Genomic DNA, 20,008 nt, shown 5'->3' with positions numbered 1-20,008 from the left:
TCAGTAGTGAAACGACTCATCGCCGATGGTAGTGTGGGGCTTCCCCATGTGAGAGTAGGTCATTGTCAGGCTCTTATGCTAAAACCCCGTAAGCTCGCGCTTACGGGGTTTTTTTATGCCTGAGGGGAAGTGTTTGCTATCTAGCTCGGGGTAGTTGATGTTATTGAACGGTGGGTCTTTGAGGGCGTCTATATGTGGCATGCAACCGGTGCTAACGCCCTAAGCTCTGATCTTTCGTTGCGTGGCGTCTATGCCTTTAGCGTTTGTTTACCGAGTCTTCTGCTGCTGTTGGCGCAGTGTTGCATTATATTTTTCTTCGATAGTTGGAAAGCACTTGACTGGGCAGTCGAAATTCATATAATTCGCCGCAGTAAGATACTTACGAGAAATTCTGAGAGGTTGTACCTTACAGCCTCTTAACCAGTTTGTCTGACGACCATAGAGAATTGGAACCACCTGATCCCATATCGAACTCAGAAGTGAAACGATTCATCGCCGATGGTAGTGTGGGGCTTCCCCATGTGAGAGTAGGTCATCGTCAGGCTCTTATCCTAAAACCCCATCAGTGATGCTGATGGGGTTTTTTCGTTTTTAGCTATTATTACTTTGACTAAGAAGGCCGAGCTTACTTTTAGGCGTGCTGAGAAGTAGTCGTGGGCGTTGCGGGGTGACTCGACAATGAAAATATTGTCATCAAGGAGGGGCTAGGAACATTCTTCGCGATTGACATGTATCATAGGGGTTTCTGCGTAGCTTGTGTTCCACTCTTACGTATCGCATATGCGAACTACATAACTAGATCAACAAAAATATACTGGAGCTTTTTAGATGGGCATAGCAAAGAAGTTTACACTCGTTACCGCTGCTGCAGCGGCCCTGAGCCTAACCGCTCTCGCTCAAGCCGAAGATCAATTTATATCTATCGGTACGGGCGGTGTTACTGGTGTCTATTTCCCAGTGGGTGGCCATATTTGTGGCATGATCAACCGCGACCGTTCTAAGCATGGTATTCGTTGTTCTGCCGAATCAACCGGTGGTTCGGTAGCGAATATCAACACTATTCGGGCCGGTGAGATGGACTTTGGTATTGCGCAATCCGATACACAGGCTGATGCTTATAATGGCACTGGCCCATTCAAGGGCAAGCCATACAAAGGTCTGCGCTCGGTGTTCTCTTTACACCCTGAGCCTATTCAGATTCTTGTCCGAGCCGACGCTAAGATTAATACCCTCGATGATTTGGTCGGTAAGCGTGTCAATATTGCCAACCCAGGTTCAGGCAGCCGCATGAACGCCGACTTGATTATGAAGGAAAAGGGCTGGGATAAGTCGACCTTCCGCATCACTGCCGAGCTGCGTAACTCCGAGCAGGCGCAGGCGTTGTGTGATGGTAAGTTTGATGCGACCTTCTGGTCTGCCGGCCTACCGAATGCCTCAACTCAGGAAGCGACTTCTACCTGTGATGTAAAGATCCTAGCGATTGATGGTGATTTTGCTGCAGACTTCATCCAGAAGTACCCTGCCTACTCGAAGGTGACCATCCCGGGTGGTATGTTCATGGGTAATGAGAAAGACATCATGTCGGTCGGACCGCTGGGTACACTCGTGACCTCTGACAAGGTTTCTGATGAGGTGGTTTACCAGCTCACTAAGGCTGTATTCAGCAACTTTAACCGCTTCCGTCGTCTACACCCCGCCTTGAACAACTTGAAGGCCGAGGATATGGCAACGACCTCACTCGTCGCTCCGCTGCACCCAGGCGCCGTACGCTACTACAAAGAGCGTAAGTGGATTAAGTAGTCCCAAGCACGTCTAACAGCCGCTCTCTGAGCGGTTGTTTTGTTTGTAGTGATTGAAAAATCATGCAGGGAAACGCTAGCAAATAGTTCGCTCACAGGCTGTACTTAGTAGCTACCGTCACCGAGTGTGTTTTATAATAACGAGCCATTATTTATGACTGAGAAATATCATATTGATTCTGATATTCAGGATCTTATCGAAGAATCGGATACGGGGAATCGTCACCCCAAGCAATGGTATGCCGCCTTCTTACTATTATCGTTGCCGGTTATCTGGTCGCTGTTCCAGCTATGGATTGGCTCTCCGCTGCCGGCACATTTTGGCGTCGGCTTTCTCAATGATACCGAGACGCGTGCGATTCACCTAGGCTTCGCCCTGTTGTTGACCTTCCTCGCTTTCCCGGCGCGGCACAATAGCCCCCACGACCGCATACCTCTGCTCGACTGGGTGCTCGGTTTAGCGGCGGCGTTTTGTGCTTGTTATATTTTTATTTTTTATACCAGCCTATCGACGCGCCCTGGAGCGCCAATCGCTCAGGATATCTGGGTGTCTGTGGCAGGCCTGGTATTATTACTCGAGGCGACGCGCCGCACCCTGGGGCCAGCATTGGTCTGTGTCGCGTTATTCTTCCTCGCCTATGTCTTTTTCGGTGACAGCCAGTTTGTGCCGGATGTCATTCGCTGGAAGGGCGCCTCGATCGAGCGCGCGATGAGCCACATGTGGCTAAGTACAGAGGGTGTCTTCGGTATTGCGTTGGGTGTCTCCTCCGGTTTCGTCTTTCTCTTTGTGTTGTTCGGCGCGCTGTTGAATCAGGCTGGTGCCGGTAACTACTTTATCCAAATAGCCTTCTCCTTGCTGGGGCATCTGCGTGGTGGGCCCGCGAAGGCGGCGGTACTCTCTTCCGCTATGACGGGTCTAATCTCAGGCTCGTCTATCGCCAACGTGGTGACGACTGGTACGTTTACTATTCCGCTAATGAAGCGAGTCGGCTTTAGCTCAGAAAAGGCCGGTGCGATCGAGGCCTCGTCCTCGATCAACGGTGTTTTAATGCCGCCAGTCATGGGTGCGGTTGCGTTCCTGATGGTCGAGTATGTTGGTATTCCTTATATTGAGGTCATTAAACACGCCTTTGTACCGGCGGCGATCTCCTATATTGCGCTGCTCTACATTGTTCATCTCGAGGCGCTGAAGGCTGATATGCAAGGTCTGCCTCGTACTGGTCCGGTTTATAGCCTTAAGATGAAGATGCTGCGGATGGGTATTATCACCTCCAGCATGATTGTCTTAGCTGGCCTACTGTTCTTCCTGATCTCTGCGATTAAGACCATTACCGGCCCGGTTTCGGTGGCGCTGATTCTGCTGGTGATCCTGACGGGGTATATCGGCTTGCTCTATATTTCGGCGCAGCAGCCTGATCTGGAGATGGACGACCCTAACTCAGAAATCATCGAGCTGCCGCTCTTTGCCAATATCTACAAGACTGGGCTGTACTATCTTATCCCGTTGATTGCGTTGATTTGGTTCCTGATGGTAGAGCGTAACTCTCCCGGTTTATCGGCCTTTTGGGCGAGCGTCATCATGGGCTTCGTGCTGCTGACGCAGAAGCCGCTGAAGGCCTTTTTCCGTCGTGGCAATATGGTGTCAGCTCTGGGAGAGGGCTTCATTGATCTGCGTGACGGGCTGTCTTCGGGGGCGCGCAACATGATCGGTATCGGGGTTGCGACGGCGACCGCGGGCATTATCGTCGGTACGGTGACACTGACCGGTATCGGGCAGGTGATGGCCGATCTGGTACAGATCGTCTCTGGTGGTGTGCTGCTGTTCATGCTGATGTTTGTGGCGCTGATCAGCATCGTGCTGGGGATGGGGTTGCCGACCACGGCAAACTATATTGTGGTTTCCTCATTGATGGCCGGCGTGGTTGTCGAACTGGGGGCGCAGCATGGCTTTATCGTGCCGTTGATTGCGGTGCATATGTTCGTCTTCTATTTTGGCATTATGGCCGATGTCACACCGCCGGTGGGGCTGGCGTCGTTCGCGGCGGCGGCGATATCGCGGGGTGATCCGCTGAAGACGGGAGTACAGGCGTTCTTCTACAGCATGCGTACGGCCCTGCTCCCCTTCCTGTTTATCTTTAATACGGATCTGTTGCTGATCGACGTTACCTGGTATCAGGGCATCTTTGTATTCATTATCGCGCTGATTGCGATGCTGGTGTTCGCTGCCTCGACCCAGGGCTTCTGGTTTACTAAGTCGAAGTGGTACGAGACGGTGTTGATGTTAGTGGCGGCTTTTACCTTATTCTTGCCGGGCTTCTGGCTCGACATGGTCAAGCCACCTTACGAGTTAAAGGCGCCAAGTGATATCTACCACTACATTAGTGAACAGCCAAGCGATGGCAACATTCGCTTGGTGGCTGAGGGTGAGGCGTTGGACGGCCGCTTTAAGCGTTCTACGGTGATTTTACCGCTGGGTGAGCAGGGTGCCGATGCCAAGGAGCGATTAGCTAAGAACGTCGGCCTGGAGCTGTTGCCGCAGGATGATGGTTCGATGCTGGTCGACTATGTTGAATACGGCAGTGTTGCGGAGCACAGCGCGCTAGACTATGACTGGAAGATTACCGGCATCCTCGAGGAGACCGATCGCTTCCCGAAGGAGTTGTTCTTCATTCCGGCACTGTTGTTATTGGGCTTGATCGCCAAGCTGCAGCTGATGCGCCGTAAGCGAGAGAAGTTAGCTGAGACTGCGCCGGCAGCGTAGTGTGGTATTAAGCATCGTCTAACACCGATGTCAGCCGCTAGCCCACAGCGTGGGTTAGCGGCTTTTTTTTGCCTAGTGAGCGTTGAGTTCTAGCGCGCTGGTCGACTGCTTGCTCGGCGTGTCGACGAGGCTGGAGTCGAGTACGAAGACTCGGTCGTGACCGATAGCTTGGGCAATCAGTGCGAGGCGGATATTATTCGAGCGCTTCAGTGCCAACTGCTTGAGGGCGTGATCGCTGATGTTTTGTTGCAGTAACAGTGTCTGCAGGACGTGGCTCTGCAGCTGTGTCTCGACCTGCTGTTTCGATAGCTCGGGCTGTGCGGCGACAATTTCTTGGCGCAACTCATTTAGGCTCGGCTCACTATTGCTCTGTTGGTAATAGTCGTTGAGCTTGTTCCAGTCGCTGTTGCTGATAGTGTTCATGTCGATAGAGAGCTGCTGGCCGAGCTTGGTACGCGCAAGCGCCTCCCTGTCGGCAATGCTGTTGGCGTTGCTGCGAATCTCGAGATCGAGCTGCGGGCGCTGCTTGAGGGCGTCGGCGAGGTCGCTTAAGGTCTGCGTGCTGGTAGTATCCAGCTCGCTGCTGCCGAAGGCGAAGTTGATCTCGTTGAGGGGCTCGGAGCTCTCGACAAGGCTGGCCAATAGGTTGAATGGCGAGGCGATGATCTTACCGATAAAGGAGGTTGCGGCATCCCACAGCAGTGAGCCGTAATTAAACTCGGGGTCGTCGAGACTGCCTTCGACCTCGAGCTTAATGTCGATTTGGCCGCGGCTATCTTTCAATAGGGCAATGGCCAGGGCGACGGGCAGCGAGGTGGCGGTACTGGAGTTGGTGTGGTCGCCGAGGGTCAGCTGGTCGATAAAGAGGTGGTTGCCGCCGACGATGCGATTGTTGAGCATCTTGTAGTTGAGCTCGACGGTGAGCTTGCCCTTGTCGATGGCGTAACCGGCATAGACGTCGGCATAGGGAGTCAGGTTGGTGAGTTCGAGGCCGTGGAAGGAGAGCGCGAGATCGGTGTAGGTCTCTGCCGCCAGTGGATTGACCTGGCCCTTGAGCAAAACCGGTGCATAGCGGTTGACGGAGCCTTTGAGGTCGACACTGGCACGGCCGTCGGTGGCGGAGGAGATGTCTTTGATGCTGCCGTTGATCTCACCGATGGTCATCGCAAAGCGGCGCGACAGCGACAGGTCAGAGAAGCGTGAACGGGCGTTGTTGAAGTTGATGCTGCCGACGTTGATGCTCATCGGTGTGGTATTGCCCTGCTGCTCTTTATCCGCTGGCTGCGCTGGTTGTGCCGGTGCGCTCTGACTGGGGTGGGCCAAAATATCCTGAATGTTGCTGGTGCCGTCTTTGTGCAGGGTGACACGGGCAAATAGGGCGTCGGTATCGATGCTATCGATGTCGAGGCTGTTGGCCGCACTGCTGTAGGCGATGTCGTGGACGTCAAGGCTATCCCAACTGAGGAAGGGCAGCTGCTTCAAGGTGTCGACGAGGTTGAGTGTGTCGATGCTAGCCTCGCCCTTGGCGACGATGCTGAGCTGCTTGCCCTCTTCGAGCTGAAGGTTGAGCTTGCTGCTGAGAGTGCCATCGACGAGTTGTAAGTTGGCTAAGTCGTCGAGGATGGGCTGCGCATGACTCAGTGGGAAGGCTTTCAGGTCAACATTAACCGAGGTCTTTAGCGGGGCATAGGCGAGCTGTGGGCTGTTGATGGACAGTTGGCTGCTCGCCTCACTGCCCTCGCCATCGATGGTGGTGTCGAGCTGAAGGTTCTTTAAGCGGCTATCGCCGAGGTTGAATTGCTCGAAACCGAGATTGAGCTTAGAGAGCGTGAAGTTGAGGGGCTTACCGACGACGTCGGTGTCGAGGTCGATACGGTAATCTTTAAGGGCAAACTTATTGAGCTGTACCTGCCAGGGCGAGGCCGCCTCGTCGGCCTGGTTATCCGTGTTATTGCCACTGCTAATGGGGGTAAGCAGCTGTTGCAGCCGAGACTGGCCGTCGGCGTCGATATGCTCATGGAAGACCGCCTTTTGGCTGTCGATGCGGCCAATCTCAACGCGTTGTTGTTGTAAGTCGAGGTTGATACCGCTGAGGGTGAAACTGGGGATGTTAAGCGCCGGTTGCGCCGTCTTCTTATCGATAATATCGATCTTGTCGAGCTTGATGTTGGCGTCGGACAGTTTGACGTTGCCGTCGGGCGATAGTTGGTAGTGGCCGTGGGCGGCGAGTCGGCCATCGACTAACTCAAAGTTGAGCATCTCTTCGGCAAAGGCCCAGCCATCGCGCAGGCGGATACCGCTGATCTCGATGTCGCCCTGTGAGCGGAGAGGGACGACGGAAAGATCGCCCTGCCAGCTGATCTTCTCGCCCTGCTCGGTGTTGGCCTCGACACTGTAGGGGTAGCCATTACCGGGAAAGGTATTGAAGTAATAGAGGCTAATATAGATTGGACCGAAGGCCTTGTAGAAAGGCTTAGGGCGATGATTATCGCGATAGGTGAGGTTGATACCGTTGAGGCTGAGCTGCTTGATGAGGATGCGCGGTACTGGTTGGGGTTCTTCTGTGTCCGCCTCTGGCTCGCTGTCTGGGGTGTTGGCGAGGGCCAGTAGGTCGTCGATATTACTGCTGCCATCTTTGGCAATTGTGTAGTGATAGGTGAAGTTGTCCAGCCTCAGCTCTTTAAACACCACGGTAGACCAGAGTAGTGAGGAGGCCTCGAAGTTGCCGTAGAGCCGGTCGAAGCTCAGTTGTGGGCGCCCCTGTGGGTCGTCGATGACGAGGCCATGCATATCCAGCGATAGCGCCAGCGGGTTATAGCGGATGTGTTCAACATGCATCTTCCTGCCGGTCTGTTCGAGTTGCTGGCGCATTTGCGACTCGATGATGCTCGGTGCGGCGAAGTAGCCAAATAACAGGTAGAGAATAAATAGCAGGCAACCATATTTTAAGAAGATCCCTGTCAGCCTGACGGATAGGCTATTTTCGATAAGTCCCATTATGGCGTGTGCTCTTGTGCTGATCGTGTGCTGATCTTGCGGTTATTCAGGAGGGCGTGCGGCTATTGTAGAATGGCTAGTGGGGAAATGAAAACGCCGTTTTGGCGTGAGCCTGCGATAGCGCAAATCGGCAGGCTCAATAAGGCTGAGCTTTGCTGCGGTTAGCGCATGGCAAACCAGGCTTCGACCAGTTTAATCCAATAGTTAGCGCCGGTCGGTAGGATGGTGTCGTTGAAGTCATAACGAGAGCTGTGCAGTGGCGCGCGATGCTGCTCTGAGCCGTTGCCGAGCCAGATATAGGCGCCTGGATTTTGCTGCAGCATGAAGGAAAAATCTTCGGCCCCCATCGATGGTGGCAGATCGACGTCGATGTTGTCGGCAGCCATTAACTCGCCGAGCACGCTCAGCGCTAGGGCGGCTTCGTCGGTGCTGTTGATGGTTGCTGGGTAGCGCGGCTGATAACGCACCTCGGCGTCGCCGTTGTGGCTGCTGGCGATGCCCTCGGCGAGCTCGCGCATGCGCTGGATAATTATCTGCTGCACCTCGGCATTGAAATAACGGCAGGTGCCGCGGAGCACGGCGGTGTCAGGAATGACGTTGAGGGCGTCGCCGCTGTGTACCTGGGTGACGGTGACGACGGCGGGTTCGAGGGGGTCGATGTGGCGGCTGACGATGGTCTGCAGTGCCAACGTCAGCTCGGCGGCGATGATGATGGGGTCGATGCCCTGATGCGGCATGGCGGCGTGGCAGCCCTTGCCGGTAATGATAATCTCGAAGGTATCGAAGGCTGACATCACCTTGCTGTGGCTGACGGCGGCGCGGCCAGCCTCTAAGGCGGGCCAGTTGTGCATACCGAAGACGGCGTCGACGGGAAACTGATCGAACAGCCCGTCCTTGATCATCTCGCGGGCGCCGCCCTCGTTTTCTTCGGCGGGTTGAAAGATGAAGTGCACGGTGCCGATAATGGCCTGTGGATGCTCGGCCAGCCAGCAGGCCGCGCCGAGTAGCATGGCGCTGTGGCCGTCGTGACCACAGCCGTGCATCTTGCCCTCGATGGTGGAGCGGTGGGCGCAGTTGCCGTGTTCCTGCAGATCGAGGGCATCCATATCGGCGCGCAGCGCCAGGGTGCCGGCACTGGGTTGCTTGCCGCTGAGGGTGGCGACGATACCGGTGCCGCCGAGGCCGCGGTGGTGAGGGATGCCGGCGCGGCTGAGTACCTCGGCGATCAGGTCGCTGGTATGAAACTCTTCGAAGGCGGTCTCGGGGTGGCGATGTAGGGTATGACGCCACTCTGTCATGCGTCGATGATAGTCGTCGTTGTGTTGAATTGGCTGCACAGCTCGCTCCGGTGTTGAGTCAATAGGCCCGCTAGCGGGCTAGTAGATAGAGGTTATCGCGATCGCCGCTTGGTTAAAAGCTCAGTGCGAACTGAGCCACGACGGCGGAGCCGAGATAGGTGCCGGTAAAGACCAGCATGGCGACGATGGCAATCTTTAGTCCCGACTGCTTAAACGTTGTCATCTCGCCGTCGGAGATGGCGAGGCCGGCATAGCCCAGTACCGGCGGCAGCATAGCGAGGAAGTTAACCTTGCCCATCTCGTTGCTGAGCCACGCTGAACCCGGCGTCCAGGGTAGCGTCAGGAGGATGCTGAGTAGTGAGATCCAAGCGACGGAGGGCAGGTAGAAGGGAGCATATTTGGCGACAATTAAGCCCATCAGACAGATGGCAAAGATGATCAGAAAGCCAGGTACGGCCTCGGTCAGCGATACCGTGGTCAAGGGGGTCAGCCAGTTACTGATTAAGGTGATGACGAGTAAGGTCGTCAGTACGGCGGTGTGTAATTTTAGGTCGATGCTGTTATTACTGTGTGTGCTCATAGGTGTCTCGATTCGGTGCAGAGGAAACAGGGGGATTTAAGCGCGCTTATTACGCAGCCTGTCGAGTTTCTGGTAGATAAATTCGGCACAGGGAATGGCGACGAATAGGCTGACATAGAGGCCGGTAGCATAGGTCATCAAGTTACTGGCGCCGGCGAAAGCGAGCAGCTCAGTCTCTCGCTCCGGTAGCACTGTCGCGAGTGCGCCGGAACAGGCGGCCATCATCGAGCCACTGCCGACACCGCAGGCCATTGCGAGCGCGCGCACATCAAACAGGTTCGTCGAGGCGAGAAAGGAGGCGAGCATGGCGAAGAAGATGGAGCCGAATACGGTGCCCATAACATAGACACCCATGACGCCGACTCCCTCGGGGGTTTTTAGGCCATAACGATCCGAGATCAGTGCGATATTGGGTTCGCGGGCAATGGAGTGGGTTGCACCGATGGCCTCCCGGCCCATACCAAAGAGCAGTACCGCGACGGGCATGGCGATAAAGATGGTGGCGACGTTGCCCAGTTCCTGCAGTGCCATGGCGGGACCCGCAGCGACGATTTGATCCATTGATGGGCCAATCAGTGAGCCGAACTTGGCGATGAAGGGGAGGATGCCAATTAACAGGAAGGTCGAGGCAGTTTTGGTTGCCTCATGGTCGACGATCAGCTTAGCTGCCTTGATGACGTTGGGGTTGAATAATAAGCCGAAGATGAAGGCGTAGAGCAGTGGCAATAAGACGATGGTGCCGGGGCCAAGAGGTTGTTTAATGATGCCGATCTGTTCGGAGACGATCGAGATGAGCAATACGACAAGCTGTAGTATCGCCAGTGATTTGATACTGCCTTGGTTCATGCGAGCCCCTATTTATAGACTTAGAGTGGGTAAGAGGGGCGGCATCATGCCAAAAAAACAACTGTTTAAAAAGCGCGCAAAATGTTGAGTGTTGACAGTGTGCTAGTTTTATTGCGCAGTTTCTGATTAGAAATAAAATCTTATATATGTTTTTGGAAATATATTACCGAGCGTTCATGTGAGGTGAAGACAATGGCTGAGCAACTGTTGCCCGGGTTGAATCGTGCGTTGCCGATAGGCAATAGACGCGATTGCCTTAACTTCGGCAGGTGTTTAGTCTGTGTAGTTGATGATGAGTAACCATGGCTTGGCAAAAGGGCATTGTGCACCTGGCCGGGCGAGGAGAGTGGATGGCTAAGGTGAAACAGGTGCTGCGTCGCGGCCGGGCAAAGGTAAAGCGCGCCGGCAGCAGTGTACAGAGCGAACTACACCGTGTCGGTGACCGTCTCGCCGATGGCCACCTCTGCCTGGGTGTGACCGGCTTGAGTGGCAGTGGTAAGACGACGTTTATCACCAGCTTGATTAATCAGCTGATGAGCTTCGATCATGCGCAAGCGGCGCTGGCGGGCTTCTCTCCGGCGCTGACGCAGCGCATCTTGGGCGTCAAACTGCACCGGGCGAGGATCGCCGGCGAGACCTTCCCCTACGCGGAGAATTACCGGCAGCTGTGTGGCGAGGCGCCGCAGTGGCCACACTCGACCACGGACATCAGTGGCTGTGTGTTGGAAATACGCCTACAGCGATCGCGTGGCATATTGACTCGCCTCGGTCGCCCTTACAAGACCCTGTTGCTCGAGATACTCGATTACCCGGGAGAGTGGTTGTTGGATTTGCCGATGCGCCAGCAGAGCTATCTCGAGTGGTGCCGGCAGTTTCGCGCCCAGTACCAGCAGGCTGAACGCGCGCAGCTGTTGGCGCAGTGGGCACCGCAGCTGGCCGAAATCGACCCATTGGCAACGGTCGATCAGGCACTTCTGGGCCAACAGGTGGCAGAGTTTAAACAGCTGCTGAAGCAGTGCAAAGAGGCGGCGGGCTTCAGTTTTGTCCAGCCGGGACGATTCCTTATGCCCGGCTCGGCCGAGCCTGAGTTGCTGGCGTTTTTGCCGCTGATGATGGCGCCGACGCTGACCGATGAGCAGCTAAAGGCGGCGCCGAAGGAGAGTTATCTGAGATACTTTGAGCGCTGCTATGCTGACTATCTTGAGCAGCTGGTAGAGCCGTTTTATCAGCGTTTTTTCAGTAAAATTGATCGTCAACTGGTGCTTGTCGATGTGCTAACGGCACTGCATGGTGGTGAGGATTATGTTGCGGACATGCGCCAGTCGCTGACGGCGATACTCGATAGTTTTTGCTACGGTCAACAGTCGTGGCTGCGTCAATTGATTCAGCCGAAGGTTGACCGCGTCGCCTTCGTCGCCAGCAAAGTCGATCAGGTGGTGTCTGCCGATCACGATAACCTCAGGCAGTTGTTGGCGACGATGGTCAGGCAGGCGTTTCGTCAGGTGCAACACGAGGGTATCGAGCCTATCTGCGAGGCGGCGGCCGCCGTCAGAGCCTCGGTAGAAGTGGTGCACGAGGGCAATAAGGCCGTAGTGGCGACGCAGCAGGATGGCCGGCGTCGCGGCTTGGTAGGGCCGCCGATTCCGACCCGCTTACCACAGGGGGAGCAATGGCAGGCCTTTGCACAGTGGCCGCTGAAACCCTTTCTGCCGCCGGCCGGCTTGTCCCATGCCAACCACGATCCGCTGCCCCACATCAGGGTCGATAGCGTCATTAATAGTTTAATAGGAGATAAGTGTCGATGAGCGATAACAAGCGCTATGAATTTGATGCTGCCGAGCCATCTGATGCTGTTGAACAGCGCTCTGGCCCCGAGCAACCCTATGAGTTTAATGTGGATGAGGAGGCCGTCGAGTTACCGCAGGCGATCACCGATAATCACCGGCTGCCACGGCAGGCTGACTACCGTGGCTTACGGTTGGAGGCGCTGCCAATCAAGGGACTAAAGGCGCTGTCGCTCAGCGCTGGATTATTATTTTTGGCGGTGGCGGGCTGGGAACTGAGTGAGCTGATTCGTGCGGCAGCCAGTTGGCATTGGGCGGCGGCGTTGGGCGTCGCAGGCCTGTTGGCCGCGGTAGTGGCTTGCACGGCGCGCTCGCTGTGGTCGTTGCGCAGCAATCGGCAGACACTGTCCGACGTCGATCAGCTGCAGGCGAAATCGGAGGCGATTCACAGCGGTAGCGACTTGGCGCAGTGCCAGTCCTTTGTCGATGCGCTGCAAGCGTTCTATCGTGATAAGCCACAGGCGGCACTGCTGCAGGAGTGTCTCGATGAGATGCCAGATTACTACAATGACCGCGAGGTGATGGGGTATCTGGAGGAGGCGTTTTTACACCCCCTCGATCGTGAAGCCGAGCAGCGCGTGGCCAAGTACTGTCTGCAGACCGGGGTGGCGGTAGCGGCGAGCCCATGGGCGAGCATGGATATGCTATTGGCGTTGTGGCGCAGCCTGAAGATGATCGAAGATGTCGGTCAGGTCTACGGTGTTCGCCCCTCAAAGCTGAATCGCCTGGGGCTGTTAAAGTTGGTGTTGAAACAGATTACTTTTGTCGGAGCGACGGAGGTACTGATTGATCGGGCGCTGGATGAATTATCGATCCAGAGCTTTGCCGGTAAGGCGTCGGGGCAAATTGGTCAGGGCATGGGGGCGGCGATCTACTGCGCGCGCATTGGCTTGGCGGCGATGACGGTGAGCCGTCCAATCGAGTGGCAGCGGGTGGAAAAGCCGCGCATACGAGGCCTGTTAAAACCGTTGTTAAAGCAGTTAACAAGGATCTTCAGTAAAGAATAGGGGGGCAGGGTGCTTTGTTATGAGAAGCAGAACACCTTCACTACACAGTTGTTATAACATTATTTTTAAGTTTGGCCATTTTGTTAGCCAATGTTTTGACTGCACACGGTTTAAGAATATTGCCTTATCTCTTTTCGGGTTGTGTGTAATATGACCTTGGTAAAGAGATGATAAGCCAAAGGCAGCAACGATATTGATGACACCGTGATTGATTCTTGCTGCTATAGCGGTTTCTTTTTCTGGCCAATGGCTCATTGCATCGAGGATATTTTGATAGGGAGCATCACCGTTTTTAATGTGCATAAATGCCTGATTTTTGACCTGCCACTCATAGTTCGGATATTTTGCCTTTAATGTATTCTCTGCTTCTCTTTCCTGGGTTAAATCTGTATCAGAGTCGTCGAAGAAGATGACATCAACATCGTTTAATTGAGTTGATTTATTATGAATTGAATCCCAATAAAGATTTCTTAAGAAGCCGGCAGCTATATAAGCTTCATTGAGATTTAAGCTTTCTACAGCAGCCAAAACCTCCATTCTCTCATTATCATTGCTTAGTAAATTTTCTAGGGTATCCATAGCTTATAACGCCTTGATGAGCCCGTTGCAGCGACTTGTTATGCCATCTCTACCTTACATTGAAAACAATTAAATTTAGAGCGTATATGAATATACTTAACATCTTTGTTATGAAATATCTTTACACACTCTTTTTCAAGCTCTGAACCAGGAGTTACCGCTCCGGTTTCATATATCATCCAATCGTTGTCGTCATATCCTCGGATGATTGCGGGATCTAAAAATGCGAACCAATCGGGCAATTTGTCACTGTTATAACGATGGCATTGTTTCTGATGTAAAAATATCGGCCCTGTCTCTGCATAAGCTTGCTTACTATCGAAAGGCATATATGAGAGGATCAATTTATTATCCCCTTCCTCTATCAATTCCAAGCAGTGACGACATGGGTTTGCTAACCCTTGAGCAAGATGCACTTCCGGAATATTATCATAGGCATCCAGCCCACCATTACGTAGCTCAATTACTTTATGAGTTGGGATTCCCTGTACTTTGAGTTTGATAAGAGGGCTCCTTAGATAACATTGCAGGCTAATAGATTTAGCAGCGTGAAAATAAATTTTGCCAAGTTATCAATTTTATAGCGACCCGATTCTTGCTAAGTTTTTATTTCTCTCAATATTAAGGTGGCCTAACGCTTTAAGCACGCGCCCAATGCTGTAGCTTGGGTTTTGTGCGATTATTGTCCCGCACAAAGTTCAAGCGGAGTGTATTGGGTCGCTGTGCCTTAACTTGTTATAAGCCTAATCGGAACTAGAGCCGCCGCTATCACCGCCACTATGATGGCTGGTGCTATGAACCCCTAGCGCCTCCTCAGTGTTCCGGCTGAATTTTGATTTTCTGATCGGTTCATCCTCAATTAGCTTTCGGAATGGCCAGGGAATATAAAGACGACTTATAACTTCTGGAGAATGATGAGATACGAGGTAGAGAACAAGTGACGCACCAAAATATGGAAGCAGCCAAGTAACGATGATCTGGCCGCGCCTCTGTATACTCGGAAGGTCTGGATCTAATGTCAGACAAATCGTGGCGAGTATGTTGATATAAACAAGTACGATTAGAGCAACAATTAATGTGACTATCATAGCTAACTCCATGCTCGGATCCTCCATGCTTTATAAAACCAATTTACAATTGGAAGTCAAACCGCAGGTTTGACTGTTCAGCCACGCAGTGGCGATTGTTGATAAACTTGTTAGTTATTTAGATCGCTGGAGGCAATCGTTTAACAACTGAATTTGGAACTACTTGTAGTAGCGCTAGTCTGCTTTTTTGCCAGAACGCTGATAATAATAACAGCACTGAACTTATAAATATTCCAGACATTGCCAAGCCTGAATTGATCATGCCAAATGAATTGAATAATTGATTAAAAGCATAAATAACATAGATCAGTGATGACACCATCAGCGCTCTTCTATCTACTGATATAGATATAGCTGCTAGCACTATATACATGACTATTACTAAAACAATACCGATAATGCTGGCCTCCCCATCCAATATTCCAATTGCAGCAAAGACCGGGTGAACAACTAAAGGTGCTGCAAGTAGGTGCAACCAAAAAGCTACATCAGATTTTCGTGTTTTTCTGTTTGGGTCTTGACCGTCCCAAATCATAGCAATGGCGAAAGTTAGCAGCCCGCACACAAAAATTAATAGATTAATTAAGTTTTTAATTGTTTCGAGTTGCGCCAGAATCACAAAGATACAGACAACTATGCTGCCTATTCCTGCCGCAACGGTTATAGGGACTTTAAATTTAATCCAGTGTAACCAGGCAGCAATAGCTCCTATACATAATAAGACAATCTTTATGTACTCATTGTTGATACCGTATGCGGACAGAGCCAAGCCAGAGAATATAGAGATATTAACGACAAACGAGGCTAATAATATTATTGCAGGAAGCGCTAATTTCTTTTTTAGAATAAAAAATTCAGAAAGAAACCAAGAGATTGAGGCAGCTATTAAAAAACCAAATACAGGTGCAATCTGGGAGGTCAGCCACCAAGATGAAATCAGTAGAACTAATGCTGAGATAGAAACAAATATGTCATTAAAACCTGAAATTAGCCTAAAGTTCTCTTCATCCACTGAATTGGTATTGGCATCTTTTGCGATATATAGCCTGAATTCGTCAACATCCTCTTTTTTGAATATTCCAGCATTTACAGCTAAATATAGATCTTCATTAGTATACATTTTATCTATTTCCCCCGCGGATTTTTCCTAACGCCGCCAACAACAGCTGAGCGTAGCGAAGTCCAGCCAGCTTTGCTGGCGATGCTGCTTGGCCTTGTTATAGTTGGTCTTGGTACACAGATGCTGATTGTGAAGTAAGTCCATGCTAACTGCCGCTAAGCCCTGTTGTTAATTATTTGAGAGATACAGTACCGTACTTATGGCTGGATGGGAAGTTACAAGTAACTGATAGATTTAATAATTCATGACGTTTATCAGTAGTGTTGTGGTTCGTGCGGTAGGTTGATATTGGTCTGATTCGAGAGTGGCATTTTTAGCACTATAACAACTATGAGGGGAAGATCTTTAGTTTTGCCATACACCGAAACAGAGAAGCAAAAGGAAAAATCTGTCCTAAATTTCACCGCCAACTGACCCGACCCTATTGATAAAGCAACTTTACAGGACAAATAAGTATGGCTGGCTCAGTTATTTTCCTAAATAATACGACCAGAACTAGTCTGATAATACCGCTATCGAATCGCCAAACTGGAATAATTACGACGCTTTAAACGTGATAGGTCCGGCCTATAGCGTCGCTGTACGGGTACTAGCGTGTGGAGCAATAACAGTGGATATTCTTATAGTTTATTTAAACCCAAAGCAAACAACGTTATTATCATAGGCGATCAACATAAAAATAAATCAAGGAAGAAAGATGATTAAAAGATTAAATAGAAAAGCGATATCTCGCCACGGGTTAATATCAACGCCGATTATAGCGACGCTGCTTTTAATATCGCCGGCTATAAATGCCTACGATTGCGACACTAACAGCCCATACCGCAAGCTAGACGGTAGCTGTAACAACCTGTTTATACCTAGCCTGGGTAAAAACGAAACAACTTTCAAAAGAAAATTCCTGATTAATAACCTCCCTGATAAGGGTGATGTGATATCCGGTACTGACTTTATAGCACTGGATCTTCCTGCACCCAGGGCAGTATCTAATGCCATTAACGATATCCAACCTTTACGCTATAGCCAGCAACAGCTTTCTCTGATGTTTGTTATCTTCGGTCAATTCTTAGCGCATGACCTTGTTGACGAGGAGGTTGATCTTGGCGAGTTCACCACCACAGGTGATTTTAGAGATGCCAACACAGCCGGCTACCCCGGGCTTTATTATAGCCCGGATGATAGCGGTATACTGAATTATGAGAATGCTATCGATAGTGAGCTCGTTGTCGACGGCGATGTCTACCTAGCGATGCAAGCCTCAAAATGTGTAAAAAATAGACGAGGGGGATGTGAATTCACCAACCGAGTGACTCATTTGGTTGATGCCTCAAATATTTATGGTTCAGACAAAGATCAAGCCGCGGGATTACGAAGCTTCACTGGCGGTTTATTAAAAACCGCCAGCTACGACATCCCTGTATTCGGGGCGCCAGACTTTGTTCCCCCTGTTCATTTAGATAACTTACCGGTGACCTATGCTGATGGTTGCAACAACCTACGCAAGGTGCTGACAGAACTTACACACACTCCTGATGAAGTCGTTACCTGTGTCGGCGATAGCCGAGGCCATGAAAATGTCATGCTAACGGCCATCCATGTGATTTGGATGCGTGAGCACAACCGTAAAGCTCTCGAGCTCGCTCTAAAATACCCTACATGGAGCGATGAAAAACTGTATCAAGAGGCACGGAAATATACTTCTGCATTGTATAGTAAAATCGTTTATGAGGACTGGCTACCCGCATTACTCGGCAGCCAATCCAATAAGATGAAAGCTTATCAAGGCTATTCTCCGTGGATAGACTCGCGTATTGATCTCGCCTTTTCCAGCTCTGCATTTAGAGTCGGTCACTCCATGATTCCCGAGAGAGTCATGCCTCAAGACGCCTGTTTGAACTCAACGATCAACGCACCTGCGCCCTTTAACAGCTTACAGCTAGCCGGTGGAACGGGCGGCCCCTTTAACATATTCGTTTTATTGGGAATAACAAAAGGAGTCGACCCTGTTTTACGCCATATGGCTCTCACCACAGCCTTCGAAATCGATACTCGAGTTGAGAATGCTATCCGCAACATACCGACACGCAACGTCTTATTTGACACCTTGGCTACCAATCTTAACCGAGCAAGAATGAACGGCATAGAAAGCTATTTACAGCTTCGCTGGCTATACAACAAAGAGGTAAACAACAAAATTTATGGGCTACCCGGCTGCCCAGCCTCTCAATGGTTCACTAGTACTAACGATCCATTGAGCTGTTTTACACACCTCACAGGAAAAGATAGCGATCAGCTACAACTGGCTGAAACACTTCAAACACTTTATGGCAAGGTCAAAAAAATCGATGCATGGGTCGGCTTAATGTCAGAGCCACATGTTGAGAATTCTTCCGTTGGTCATACCTTGGCAAACATGTTCGTCGATCAGTTTTCAAACTTACGCGATGGAGATCGCTTCTATTATAAAAATAAACATTTTGATACGGTCGCCTTAGCGACGATTGAATCGACCTCTTTTGCTGATATTGTTCAACGTAACTCAGACATCAAACGACTACCAAGCAATGCGTTTGTATCTCCGCTACCGTCAGTAATAAGCGATTATAAAGCGGATGACTGCCTCGACTAAGCGCCATCACTCAAGCGGCATGAGGCAAACTTGCCGCGAATAAAACAGGCCGCCGGGAGTCGGGGGATGCTGTCATCCTATTAATGACATCAAGCAACACAGCGTCTCACATTGCGTGAGACGCGTCTTCCGCTGCCGGCTCGCTATTTCTGAGCACTGACGTCCATCAGAGCCAGAGAGGCTAAAGGTGGTGCCGCATATACCATAGATACGCAAATTATAGGTTTCGCTAAATTCATAATTTATTTTTACGCATAACTCCGGGTACAACTGCCGCAGGCTAATAAAAAGTTTTGTGCGTTTTTTGTACAAAAGGTGACAGTGGCCGAAGGTCAGGTTGCAGGTGCCGGTTATGTTGTTTAGACATTTCTAGCAACCATATAAACTTCATTAGCCGAAAATAGATTACTTATTGTGGCCTCAACTTCTGCACCTAAAACTCTACGATAAAGCTTTTGTGCATCGTTATCTTCCCGCGTGCTCACTAAAATATGCTTAAGCTTTGAGCCTTGGTTAGTAAGATGAGATTTAACTAGTTGTAGCGACCGCTCGATTAGATCTTGACCAAACCCATTACCTTGAAAACTTGGATGAATCGCGATCTGTTCGAGCTCCAGAACCACTTCTGGCCGAAATCCACTCTTCTGCGCCCAGATGATGTAGCCTACGGTTTGACCTTCACTTTCTATGATGTAACACAGCATTCTTGGAAAAGCATTCGCTGTGCAAGACAGCCATTCTCGTGATTTTTCTTGCCTCGTAAAAGCTTCTTGATGCACTAATGCTGTACCATCAATATCGACTTCTTTCATAAGTCTAACAGTCATTTATAGCTCCTAAAATTTTTTGATTAAACAACGACCGGCTCAACTGCCTGAGGCTACTGCATTTTGTGTGGCTTTTTGCACAAAAGGTAACAGTGGTCGGAGGTCAGGATGCAGCCGCTTGTTAACTGTTTACCCAAAAGAATGGTGATATTTTACTGTACCACTTGGGATTGAATGACTGAATGCTAAAGCCTGAAAATACTCTGCTGGAACACCAGGTAATATTAATTGTGCATTAGCCTTGTAACCGAAGCGGCCATAGTATTCTGGCTCTCCAAGTAAAACACAACCTTTAGCATTGATTTTTTTTAGAAGTTTAATACCCTCATTGATTAATTTAGAGCCAATGCCTTTACTTTGAAATCTTGGGTCAACACTTACAGGAGCCAAACCATACCAATCAATGCACTCATCATTTATGGTAACTTTTGAAAAAGCAATGTGCCCGACAATTTTATCTTTATTCTCGGCAACAAGAGAAATACTCAATGCAGAATCATCTCTCATTAATCGAACAATCTCAGCTTCACGCTTGTCGCTGATTGGGTCATTCTCAAAAGCAAGAGTGATTATTTCACTGATTCTTGCACGGTCACTTTCTTTCTCGTTTCGGATTCTAATTTCTGACACGAT

At 50.7% G+C, this 20,008-nt stretch carries 14 protein-coding genes and 1 rRNA gene; 6 read left to right on the top strand and 9 right to left on the bottom strand.

Annotated elements, in window-relative coordinates; genetic code table 11:
- Positions 1–428: 428 nt before the first annotated feature.
- The 3 genes from rrf (at position 429) to EDC56_RS18165 (ending at position 4,560) form a co-directional block, all read left to right on the top strand.
- Positions 429–544 (top strand): 5S ribosomal RNA (gene rrf, locus EDC56_RS18175).
- A 284-nt stretch (positions 545–828) separates the two neighbouring features.
- Positions 829–1,800, top strand: coding sequence for a TAXI family TRAP transporter solute-binding subunit (locus tag EDC56_RS18170; protein WP_123714013.1), 972 nt, complete (start codon positions 829–831; stop codon positions 1,798–1,800).
- A 153-nt stretch (positions 1,801–1,953) separates the two neighbouring features.
- Positions 1,954–4,560 (top strand): TRAP transporter permease, encoded by a 2,607-nt coding sequence (locus tag EDC56_RS18165; protein ID WP_123714012.1) that lies wholly within the window; start codon positions 1,954–1,956, stop codon positions 4,558–4,560.
- Between the two features lie 72 nt (positions 4,561–4,632).
- Here EDC56_RS18165 and EDC56_RS18160 read toward each other — a convergent pair whose 3' ends face one another.
- The 4 genes from EDC56_RS18160 to EDC56_RS18145 form a co-directional block, all read right to left on the bottom strand.
- Complete coding sequence (locus EDC56_RS18160) at positions 4,633–7,557, bottom strand: DUF748 domain-containing protein (protein WP_123714011.1); 2,925 nt, start codon at positions 7,555–7,557, stop codon at positions 4,633–4,635.
- A 161-nt stretch (positions 7,558–7,718) separates the two neighbouring features.
- Positions 7,719–8,894, bottom strand: coding sequence for a M20 aminoacylase family protein (locus tag EDC56_RS18155; protein WP_211333755.1), 1,176 nt, complete (start codon positions 8,892–8,894; stop codon positions 7,719–7,721).
- Positions 8,895–8,967: 73 nt separating this feature from the next.
- Complete coding sequence (locus tag EDC56_RS18150; RefSeq protein WP_123714009.1) at positions 8,968–9,435, bottom strand: hypothetical protein; 468 nt, start codon at positions 9,433–9,435, stop codon at positions 8,968–8,970.
- Positions 9,436–9,471: 36 nt separating this feature from the next.
- Positions 9,472–10,281 carry a DUF3100 domain-containing protein gene (locus EDC56_RS18145; RefSeq protein WP_123714008.1) on the bottom strand — a complete coding sequence of 270 codons (810 nt, stop codon included), beginning with the start codon at positions 10,279–10,281 and terminating at the stop codon, positions 9,472–9,474.
- A 302-nt stretch (positions 10,282–10,583) separates the two neighbouring features.
- Between EDC56_RS18145 and EDC56_RS18140 the strand changes: the two genes are divergently transcribed.
- Together EDC56_RS18140 and EDC56_RS18135 are read left to right on the top strand one after the other, a co-directional pair.
- Positions 10,584–12,086: a YcjX family protein gene (locus EDC56_RS18140; RefSeq protein ID WP_211333754.1), complete on the top strand. Its 1,503-nt coding sequence runs from the start codon at positions 10,584–10,586 to the stop codon at positions 12,084–12,086.
- A complete protein-coding gene (locus EDC56_RS18135) occupies positions 12,083–13,132 on the top strand; it encodes a TIGR01620 family protein (RefSeq protein WP_123714007.1) in 1,050 nt (349 codons plus the stop codon). Before EDC56_RS18140 ends, EDC56_RS18135 begins: the two co-directional genes overlap by 4 nt.
- A gap of 51 nt (positions 13,133–13,183) precedes the next feature.
- On the opposite strand, the gene EDC56_RS18130 is transcribed toward EDC56_RS18135, so the two are convergent.
- From EDC56_RS18130 to EDC56_RS18115, 3 genes are all read right to left on the bottom strand, one after another.
- Complete coding sequence (locus EDC56_RS18130; RefSeq protein ID WP_123714006.1) at positions 13,184–13,711, bottom strand: nucleotidyltransferase family protein; 528 nt, start codon at positions 13,709–13,711, stop codon at positions 13,184–13,186.
- Positions 13,712–13,749: 38 nt separating this feature from the next.
- Positions 13,750–14,127 carry a DUF1203 domain-containing protein gene (locus EDC56_RS20145; protein ID WP_162844240.1) on the bottom strand — a complete coding sequence of 126 codons (378 nt, stop codon included), beginning with the start codon at positions 14,125–14,127 and terminating at the stop codon, positions 13,750–13,752.
- Positions 14,128–14,917: 790 nt separating this feature from the next.
- Complete coding sequence (locus EDC56_RS18115) at positions 14,918–15,919, bottom strand: hypothetical protein (protein WP_123714003.1); 1,002 nt, start codon at positions 15,917–15,919, stop codon at positions 14,918–14,920.
- Between the two features lie 697 nt (positions 15,920–16,616).
- Between EDC56_RS18115 and EDC56_RS18110 the strand changes: the two genes are divergently transcribed.
- Positions 16,617–18,548 carry a peroxidase family protein gene (locus EDC56_RS18110; RefSeq protein WP_123714002.1) on the top strand — a complete coding sequence of 644 codons (1,932 nt, stop codon included), beginning with the start codon at positions 16,617–16,619 and terminating at the stop codon, positions 18,546–18,548.
- Between the two features lie 359 nt (positions 18,549–18,907).
- Here EDC56_RS18110 and EDC56_RS18105 read toward each other — a convergent pair whose 3' ends face one another.
- Both EDC56_RS18105 and EDC56_RS18100 read right to left on the bottom strand, forming a co-directional pair.
- Positions 18,908–19,375, bottom strand: coding sequence for a GNAT family N-acetyltransferase (locus EDC56_RS18105; RefSeq protein WP_211333752.1), 468 nt, complete (start codon positions 19,373–19,375; stop codon positions 18,908–18,910).
- Positions 19,376–19,504: 129 nt separating this feature from the next.
- Positions 19,505–20,005, bottom strand: coding sequence for a GNAT family N-acetyltransferase (locus EDC56_RS18100; RefSeq protein WP_211333751.1), 501 nt, complete (start codon positions 20,003–20,005; stop codon positions 19,505–19,507).
- Between the last annotated feature and the right edge of the window lie 3 nt (positions 20,006–20,008).

It is taken from the genome of Sinobacterium caligoides (genome assembly GCF_003752585.1).
In the GTDB taxonomy this organism is placed as follows: Bacteria; Pseudomonadota; Gammaproteobacteria; order Pseudomonadales; family Sinobacteriaceae; genus Sinobacterium; species Sinobacterium caligoides.
Note: the sequence above shows the minus strand (reverse complement) of the source record. Positions and strands in the feature narration are given on the sequence as shown.

Bases quoted from the DNA above. Each gene is read 5' to 3' on its own strand.
- EDC56_RS18145 (WP_123714008.1), bottom strand. From the start codon at position 10,281: ATGAACCAAGGCAGTATCAAATCACTGGCGATACTACAGCTTGTCGTA.
- EDC56_RS18150 (WP_123714009.1), bottom strand. From the start codon at position 9,435: ATGAGCACACACAGTAATAACAGCATCGACCTAAAATTACACACCGCC.
- EDC56_RS18105 (WP_211333752.1), bottom strand. From the start codon at position 19,375: ATGACTGTTAGACTTATGAAAGAAGTCGATATTGATGGTACAGCATTA.
- EDC56_RS18170 (WP_123714013.1), top strand. From the start codon at position 829: ATGGGCATAGCAAAGAAGTTTACACTCGTTACCGCTGCTGCAGCGGCC.
- EDC56_RS18135 (WP_123714007.1), top strand. From the start codon at position 12,083: ATGAGCGATAACAAGCGCTATGAATTTGATGCTGCCGAGCCATCTGAT.
- EDC56_RS18165 (WP_123714012.1), top strand. From the start codon at position 1,954: ATGACTGAGAAATATCATATTGATTCTGATATTCAGGATCTTATCGAA.
- EDC56_RS18140 (WP_211333754.1), top strand. From the start codon at position 10,584: ATGGCTTGGCAAAAGGGCATTGTGCACCTGGCCGGGCGAGGAGAGTGG.
- EDC56_RS18130 (WP_123714006.1), bottom strand. From the start codon at position 13,711: ATGGATACCCTAGAAAATTTACTAAGCAATGATAATGAGAGAATGGAG.
- EDC56_RS18115 (WP_123714003.1), bottom strand. From the start codon at position 15,919: ATGTATACTAATGAAGATCTATATTTAGCTGTAAATGCTGGAATATTC.
- EDC56_RS18110 (WP_123714002.1), top strand. From the start codon at position 16,617: ATGATTAAAAGATTAAATAGAAAAGCGATATCTCGCCACGGGTTAATA.
- EDC56_RS18160 (WP_123714011.1), bottom strand. From the start codon at position 7,557: ATGGGACTTATCGAAAATAGCCTATCCGTCAGGCTGACAGGGATCTTC.